This is a genomic window from Parasphingorhabdus sp. (assembly GCF_036964675.1).
In the GTDB taxonomy this organism is placed as follows: Bacteria; Pseudomonadota; Alphaproteobacteria; order Sphingomonadales; family Sphingomonadaceae; genus Parasphingorhabdus.
Window position 1 is genome coordinate 1 of record NZ_JBALTF010000099.1, and the last position, 6,350, is coordinate 6,350.

Genomic DNA, 6,350 nt, shown 5'->3' on the forward strand with positions numbered 1-6,350 from the left:
CCATCGACATAGCTGTTCATCAGGCAGATGGTCAGCGCTTCCACTTCTTCGGATGCCTTCAGCTTCTCGAGCCGCGCACGCATTTCCGGTACATCGAGCTGGCGAATGGTATGCCCCTTGGCATCCATCCGCTCGGGCGCTTCTATCGTTCGTTGTAGCGCCGCCATCGGTTCGGGCTTGGGCCAGATGATCCAGGCGGCGAGGCCACCGGGGACCAGACTGCGGGCAATCTGCATCAGATGGCGATGGCCTTCGGTGACAATCAGACCGACCTTGGCGATCTTCTTTTCCAGCATCGCGTTGGTCGCGACCGTGGTGCCGTGCAGGAACAGGTCGATGTCGCCCGGGGCAATATTCTGGCGCTCGCAAAGCGCTCTTGCACCATTGATCACCGCCTGTGACGGATCGCTCGGGGTTGATGGCACCTTGTCCCGGAAGGTTTTCCCGGTGGCTTCGTCAATCAGCAGCAGATCGGTAAAAGTTCCGCCGACGTCGACACCCAAGCGATATCCCATATTTCAATCTTTCTCTTGTAACACTGTCATTCAGGCTTCGGCTCTTGCGACCAGCGACGGCAGCGGACGGCCAATTATACTTTCGAACCATTGGTTGGTGGCGATTGCCTTGCGCAGATCGAGATCATGGCCGACGCCGGAGCGGTCGAGCAGGTTGATCAGATCTTCGGTCGCGATATTGCCGGTGGCATTGGGCGCAAACGGGCAGCCGCCCAGCCCGCCAAGGCTGGAATCCAGCGTTTCTACGCCGGCCTGGATGGCGGCCCAGGCATTGGCGATGCCGGTGTTGCGGGTGTCATGAAAATGGGCGCGCATGCCGATATGGGCGGGCAATATTTCCCGGAGCCGTCCGAACAGGTCGGTGACCTGCGCCGGTACGCCGACACCGATGGTATCGGCCAGGGCAATTTCCATCGGGTCTTCGGCGGCCATTTCCTCGGCAATATGGAGGACCGTCTCGGGATCGACCGCGCCTTCGAACGGACAGCCAAAGGCCGCCGATATCGTGACCTGGGCTTTCAGCCCTTCGGCCTTGGCAAAGCGGATCATCTCGCGATTTTCCTTGATGCCCTGTTTTATCGTCTGGCCCTGATTTTTCTGGCCGAACGTGTCGCTAGCCACAACCACGCAGCCCGCTTCGTCGATCCCGCGCTTGTTGCCTTCCCGCGTCGCCAGTCCGCGCAGCACGCCGCGCTTGTTCAGGCATAGTCCGATATAGGAAATATCGTCGCGGTCGGGCAGTCCGGCGATCACCGCCTCGGCATCGGCCATTTGCGGCACGCGTCCCGGATGAACAAAGCTGGCCACTTCGATCCGCTTCACCCCGGCATCCAGCATGCGATGGATCAACCCCAGCTTGTCCGCCGTTGAAATGATCTCGGCTTCATTCTGCAGCCCGTCCCTTGGACCGACTTCCAAAATTGTGACCGCTGTGCGACTGGCTGTGCTCATATAAATTGTATACAATCCTGATAGTGCTTTGTATAGGAGAAAGCATGATGCGGGAGTATTTTTCATGACGCAAGGGGCGTTGACAGGTTTACGGTTGATCGAAATGGGCCAGTTGATCGCGGGGCCGTTCTGCGGTCAGCTGATGGGCGACCACGGCGCCGAAGTGATCAAGATAGAGCCACCCAAAGTCGGCGATGCGATGCGCAGCTGGGGACAGGGCATCCCGCTCTGGTTTTCCGTTGTCGGTCGCAATAAAAAGTCGATAACCCTGAATTTGCGGGAAAAAGAGGGCCAGGCGATCGTCAAGAAGCTGGTCGAGAAATCCGACTTTCTGCTCGAAAATTTCCGCGCCGGTACGCTGGAAAAATGGGATCTGAGTTACGAAACGCTCAGCGCCATCAACAAGGGTCTGATCATGATTCGCGTGTCCGGCTATGGCCAGACCGGCCCCTATTCAAACCGCGCCGGCTATGGCGGCATCGGTGAGGCAATGGGCGGCATGCGCTATATCATGGGCGAGCCCGACCGTCCGCCCAGCCGCGCCGGCCTGTCGATCGGCGATTCGCTGGCCGCGACCTATGCCTGTCTCGGCGCGCTGATGGCGCTGGAATATCGCCATAAAACCGGCGAGGGCCAGGTGGTCGATTCGGCGATTTATGAAGCGGTTCTGGCCAATATGGAATCGACCGTCGCGGAATATACGGTGGCCGGACATATCCGCGAACGCACCGGCTCGATCCTGCCGAAAATCGCGCCATCCAACGTCTACCCGACCAGCGACGGCAGCGTTCTGATTGGCGGCAATCAGGACAGCGTGTGGAAGCGGATGTCGGCGATGATGGGACGCCCGGAACTGGGCGAGGATCCGCGCTATGCAACCCATATCGCGCGCGGCGAACATCAGGCCGAACTGGACGATCTGATCATGGAATGGACCAGAACCATCGCCAGCCAGGACTTGCTGGACATGTGCGAGGAACATGGCGTGCCCGCCGGCAATGTCTATCGCGCACCGGAAATGCTCGCCGATCCCCATTTCAAGGCGCGGGAAGCGCTGGTCAAGGTAGACCATCCGCAGCATGAAAATTTCGTGATGCAGAATGTCGCGCCCAAACTTTCGAAAACCCCCGGCCATATCGACAGCGTCGGTCCGGAACTCGGGGCGCATAATGAAGCGGTTTATGGCGAATTGCTCGGCATGGACAGCGCGACGATGGCCGATCTGCTGGAGCGCGGTATTATCTGAAGATCAATATCGGAAGATCAATCTTCGGCAGTCCGCCTGGTGGCACCGCTGAAGCTATGGAAGGCGCGGCGGATATGGCTGGTCATCACCGCGCCGGCCCATTGGCGATCCTTGGCAGCGAAAGCGGCAATCAGCTCATCATGATCTGACCCCGATTGGATCAGGTCATCCTGCGAATATTGATTGGCCGTGCGCCGGACCACCGGCTGTTCGACCAGCGCTGGCAGCAATTTGCTCAATCTTGGTGATTGGGCGCATTCCAGTATAAGATCGTGAAACTGTCGGTTGGCATCGAGGAAAGTCGTGATGTCGGGCTCCGGCCGATGAACCGCCTTTGTCAGCCGATCATTGATCGTCCGCAAGCGGTTCAGGCTGTCGGCATCCATCCGCCGCGCGGCCCGTTCGGCGGCATGGGATTCCAGCATCGCCCGCAGCGTAAACATTTCGTCTATTTCATCATCCGACCAATCCGCGACCGAAAGCCGCTTGGAGGCGCTGCGCACCAGCAGCATTTCATTTTCCAGTCGCTGGACCGCATCGCGCACCGGGGTCCGTGACACGCCGGAAATCTCCGACAGCCGTTCCTCGGTCAATTGCATACCCGGATGGGCCTCTCCATACAGAATGAAGCTGCGGATTTTTTCATAGGCGGTGTCGGAAGCGCGGCTCATGCACCGGCTATTGGCGGAATAAACAGCGTTGGGCAAGTCTTACGCTTTTGGGCAGTTTCCGCTTGACGGAGGGCAATTGTATACAATAGAACGGCATCAGGGAGTTTTTGATTACCATGCCCGAACCGAAATTGCTATGAAACGGATAAAGGTCATTGTCCCCATCCCGATGGATGAGGCCGGTGTCGCCGCCCGCGCAGAACAATTGCCCGCAGATTTTGTCCGCGCCGGTTTCCAGCCCGAATTTGTCGCCGTTCCCTGGGGCGCTGCCCTCGGCGACAGCTATCATGACACTTTGCTGATGGACTGGACGGTTTTTCAGGCCGGGATCACAGCCGAAGAAGAAGGCTATGCCGGGGTGCTGATCGACACGGTCAGTGACAGCGGCTTGCGCGCGCTCCGTTCGCGGCTCAATATTCCGGTGGTCGGACCCGGCGAAGCGGCCTTCGCCGCCGCAATGATGCTGGGCAAGAAATTCACCGTGCTGACGATGTGGCCGGAATGGTTCCCGCTCTACGAAAAAACCCTCACCGAATATGGCTGGTGGGAACGGGTCGCTTCGCTGCGCTCGATCGACACAAGGCCAGACGTCACCGAATTGCTGGCCGGCAAGGAAGAAGTGATTTTCGACAAGCTCAGGGCCGAAGCGATGCTGGCGATGGAAGAAGATGGCGCGGATGTCATCGTCCTCGGTTCGACCACGATGCACCAGTCGGCCAAATATCTTGACGCCAACCTGCCGATCCCGGTGCTCAACCCCGGCCAGGTTGCCTATAAATTTCTCGAAACGCTGATCGAACTTGGTCTTACCCACAGCAAGAAGGCATTTCCTTCTCCCGAGGTGCCGAAAGACGCGGACATCAGAAAGGGGTGGTATTAATGGCTGACTGGACTCCCGGCATGGCGGGACAGGTGCCGCTGCCCTATCCCTTCTATATCGATATCGTGACCAAGCGCTATTTCGATGGTGTCGACAACAAGAATATGACTCAGGTGCTCAACTGTTTCGCGCCCGACGCGATCCTGCACGAGGCCACGTCCGACACGACCCACAAAGGTCGCGATGCGATCCGGGCAATGTTTGAAAAGCTGTTTGCGGATTTCGAGCAGATCTGGCACGGCAATTTTGTCCACACGGCCGATCCCGGATCAAACGCCATCTGTTCGCAGTTCACCGTGCTGATTACTCCCAATGGTGGCGAGCAATTGCGCTATGAAAATTGCAACCGCTTCTATTGCAAGGACCGCCTTTTCCAGGACGTCACCGTCTATATGAGCGGCGACAATCTGCTCAAAGAAGGAGATGCCTGATGCAATATGAACCCGGCCTCTCCCGCGCTGAGCTGATCGAACTGGCGACCAAAATCTATTTCGGCAATGTCGACGCCAAGAATATGGACGCCGCGCTCGACTGTTTCCATGACGGCGCCCTATTCTGTGTCCAGACCGCCTTCACCCGCCATAGTGGAAAAGAAGAAATCCGGCGCATGTTCGAAGATTTCTTCGGCGCTTACGAGACCATCGTCCACCGCGATTTCACCTGCACCGTCGATGAAGCCAATGGCCGCATTGCAGCCAGCTTCACTGCGGAATTGACCGATGCCGATGGCAGCGTCACTTTGCTCAACAACACCAATTTCTGGCGGGTCCGGGACGGAAAATTTCAGGAAGTCTATGTCTATATGAGCGGAGCCAATGTGCTCGTTTAAATCTGTTTGACGGGTCAAGAGGCCTGCAAATCATTCCATTCAGGGAAGGAAGAAAAATGCGTCGCATCAAAACAGTTCTTTCACTTTCAGCCGGTTTCGCCGCGCTGGTTGGTTTCAACCCGGCCTTCGCCCAAGTCGGTGGCGATCAGTCAGCGAGCGAAGGCGAGGACAGCAATGTCATCATCGTCACCGCGCGTCGGCAGAATGAATTACTCGCTGACGTTCCGGCGTCGGTCACCGTGTTTACCGAAGAAATGCTCGACCGCACCGGTGTTCAGCAAGCCGATGAATTTGTCCAGCTGACCGCTGGTGTGACGATTGTCAGCGGCACCGCAGAAGCGGGCGACACCCAGATCAACATCCGCGGCATCAATGGTGCGCGCGATGCCGAAAGCTCGGTTGCATTGGTGGTCGACGGCATTCTCAAGACCAACACCGCCCAGCTCAACCAGGATCAGGGAACGCTGCGCCAGATCGAAATCCTGAAAGGTCCGCAAGGCGCGCTTTATGGCCGCAATGCAGCCGCTGGTGCGATTGTCATCCAGACACTCAAGCCGGGCGATATCATGGAAGGTGGCATCAAGGTCAGCGCCGCTGAGGATAATACCTATAAGGCGTCCGCTTATATTTCAACGCCAGTGGGCGACAGTGCCGGCCTGGTTCTCTCTGGCTCCTACAACACCACCGACGGCTTTTATCGCAACAGCTTTCTGAACAACAGAAAAGTGGTCGATGATCAGGAAACCTGGTCGGTCGACGGGCGGTTTGTCGCCGAGCTGGGCGATTCGACCGAAGTCGATGTGAAAGCGCGCTATGCCGATCTTTCCGGTGCCTCGATCAACTTCAACACCGCTTTCCATCTACCCAATTTTGCTGGTGTCGATCCGGCCTTTTTTGAAGACGTGAACACGCACAAATTCGGCTATTATTCGAATATCCGTCCGACCAATGATCAAACCACGTTTGAAACATCGGTCAAGCTGACCCATGAATTTGAAGCAATGACGCTAACCGCCTGGGCGCTTTACAGCGACGTGGACCAGGCGCTGACGGCAGATGGTACGTCGGCAGATTTCGCGCGCTACACTTTCCCTGGTGCAACGCCCGCGTCGGTAGCAGCGTCGAACAGCTGTTTCACGACCACGGCGCAACTGACCGGCTATCCGCTCAATGCACCGACCTTTGTCGGCAATAATCCGATCCCGTTCATTTTTGACCCGGTCAATGGGTCCACCCTCGGCGCCTATAGTCCAACCAC

The 6,350-nt window shown here is 57.5% G+C and carries 8 protein-coding genes; 5 read left to right on the forward strand and 3 right to left on the reverse strand.

Features of this window, described 5'->3' with window-relative positions:
- Together V7665_RS12725 and V7665_RS12730 are read right to left on the reverse strand one after the other, a co-directional pair.
- Window positions 1–515 (reverse strand): hydantoinase/oxoprolinase N-terminal domain-containing protein (locus V7665_RS12725; RefSeq protein WP_335664908.1); only part of this gene is annotated, 515 nt, incomplete at its 3' end.
- Between the two features lie 30 nt (window positions 516–545).
- Entirely contained in the window at window positions 546–1,466 is a 921-nt protein-coding gene (locus V7665_RS12730; RefSeq protein ID WP_335664909.1) for a hydroxymethylglutaryl-CoA lyase, read from the reverse strand.
- 64 nt (window positions 1,467–1,530) lie between these two features.
- Here V7665_RS12730 and V7665_RS12735 point away from each other — a divergent pair, with 64 nt between their 5' ends.
- The gene (locus V7665_RS12735) at window positions 1,531–2,712 is read left to right on the forward strand and encodes a CaiB/BaiF CoA transferase family protein (protein WP_335664910.1); all 1,182 of its coding nucleotides are present in this window, start codon (window positions 1,531–1,533) and stop codon (window positions 2,710–2,712) included.
- A gap of 17 nt (window positions 2,713–2,729) precedes the next feature.
- On the opposite strand, the gene V7665_RS12740 is transcribed toward V7665_RS12735, so the two are convergent.
- The gene (locus V7665_RS12740) at window positions 2,730–3,383 is read right to left on the reverse strand and encodes a GntR family transcriptional regulator (protein WP_335664911.1); all 654 of its coding nucleotides are present in this window, start codon (window positions 3,381–3,383) and stop codon (window positions 2,730–2,732) included.
- 136 nt (window positions 3,384–3,519) lie between these two features.
- Between V7665_RS12740 and V7665_RS12745 the strand changes: the two genes are divergently transcribed.
- The 4 genes from V7665_RS12745 to V7665_RS12760 all read left to right on the forward strand — a co-directional run.
- Entirely contained in the window at window positions 3,520–4,263 is a 744-nt protein-coding gene (locus V7665_RS12745; protein WP_335664912.1) for an aspartate/glutamate racemase family protein, read from the forward strand.
- Window positions 4,263–4,694: a nuclear transport factor 2 family protein gene (locus V7665_RS12750; protein WP_335664913.1), complete on the forward strand. Its 432-nt coding sequence runs from the start codon at window positions 4,263–4,265 to the stop codon at window positions 4,692–4,694. Before V7665_RS12745 ends, V7665_RS12750 begins: the two co-directional genes overlap by 1 nt.
- The gene (locus V7665_RS12755) at window positions 4,694–5,092 is read left to right on the forward strand and encodes a nuclear transport factor 2 family protein (RefSeq protein ID WP_335664914.1); all 399 of its coding nucleotides are present in this window, start codon (window positions 4,694–4,696) and stop codon (window positions 5,090–5,092) included. The genes V7665_RS12750 and V7665_RS12755 overlap by 1 nt, the downstream gene beginning before the upstream one ends.
- Before the next feature lie 56 nt (window positions 5,093–5,148).
- A partial coding sequence (locus tag V7665_RS12760) for a TonB-dependent receptor (protein ID WP_335664915.1) occupies window positions 5,149–6,350 on the forward strand: 1,202 nt, incomplete at its 3' end.

Excerpts from the sequence above, each read along its gene's own strand:
- V7665_RS12755 (WP_335664914.1), top strand. The coding sequence starts at position 4,694 with ATGCAATATGAACCCGGCCTCTCCCGCGCTGAGCTGATCGAACTGGCG.
- V7665_RS12750 (WP_335664913.1), top strand. The coding sequence starts at position 4,263 with ATGGCTGACTGGACTCCCGGCATGGCGGGACAGGTGCCGCTGCCCTAT.
- V7665_RS12730 (WP_335664909.1), bottom strand. The coding sequence starts at position 1,466 with ATGAGCACAGCCAGTCGCACAGCGGTCACAATTTTGGAAGTCGGTCCA.
- V7665_RS12735 (WP_335664910.1), top strand. The coding sequence starts at position 1,531 with ATGACGCAAGGGGCGTTGACAGGTTTACGGTTGATCGAAATGGGCCAG.
- V7665_RS12740 (WP_335664911.1), bottom strand. The coding sequence starts at position 3,383 with ATGAGCCGCGCTTCCGACACCGCCTATGAAAAAATCCGCAGCTTCATT.
- V7665_RS12745 (WP_335664912.1), top strand. The coding sequence starts at position 3,520 with ATGAAACGGATAAAGGTCATTGTCCCCATCCCGATGGATGAGGCCGGT.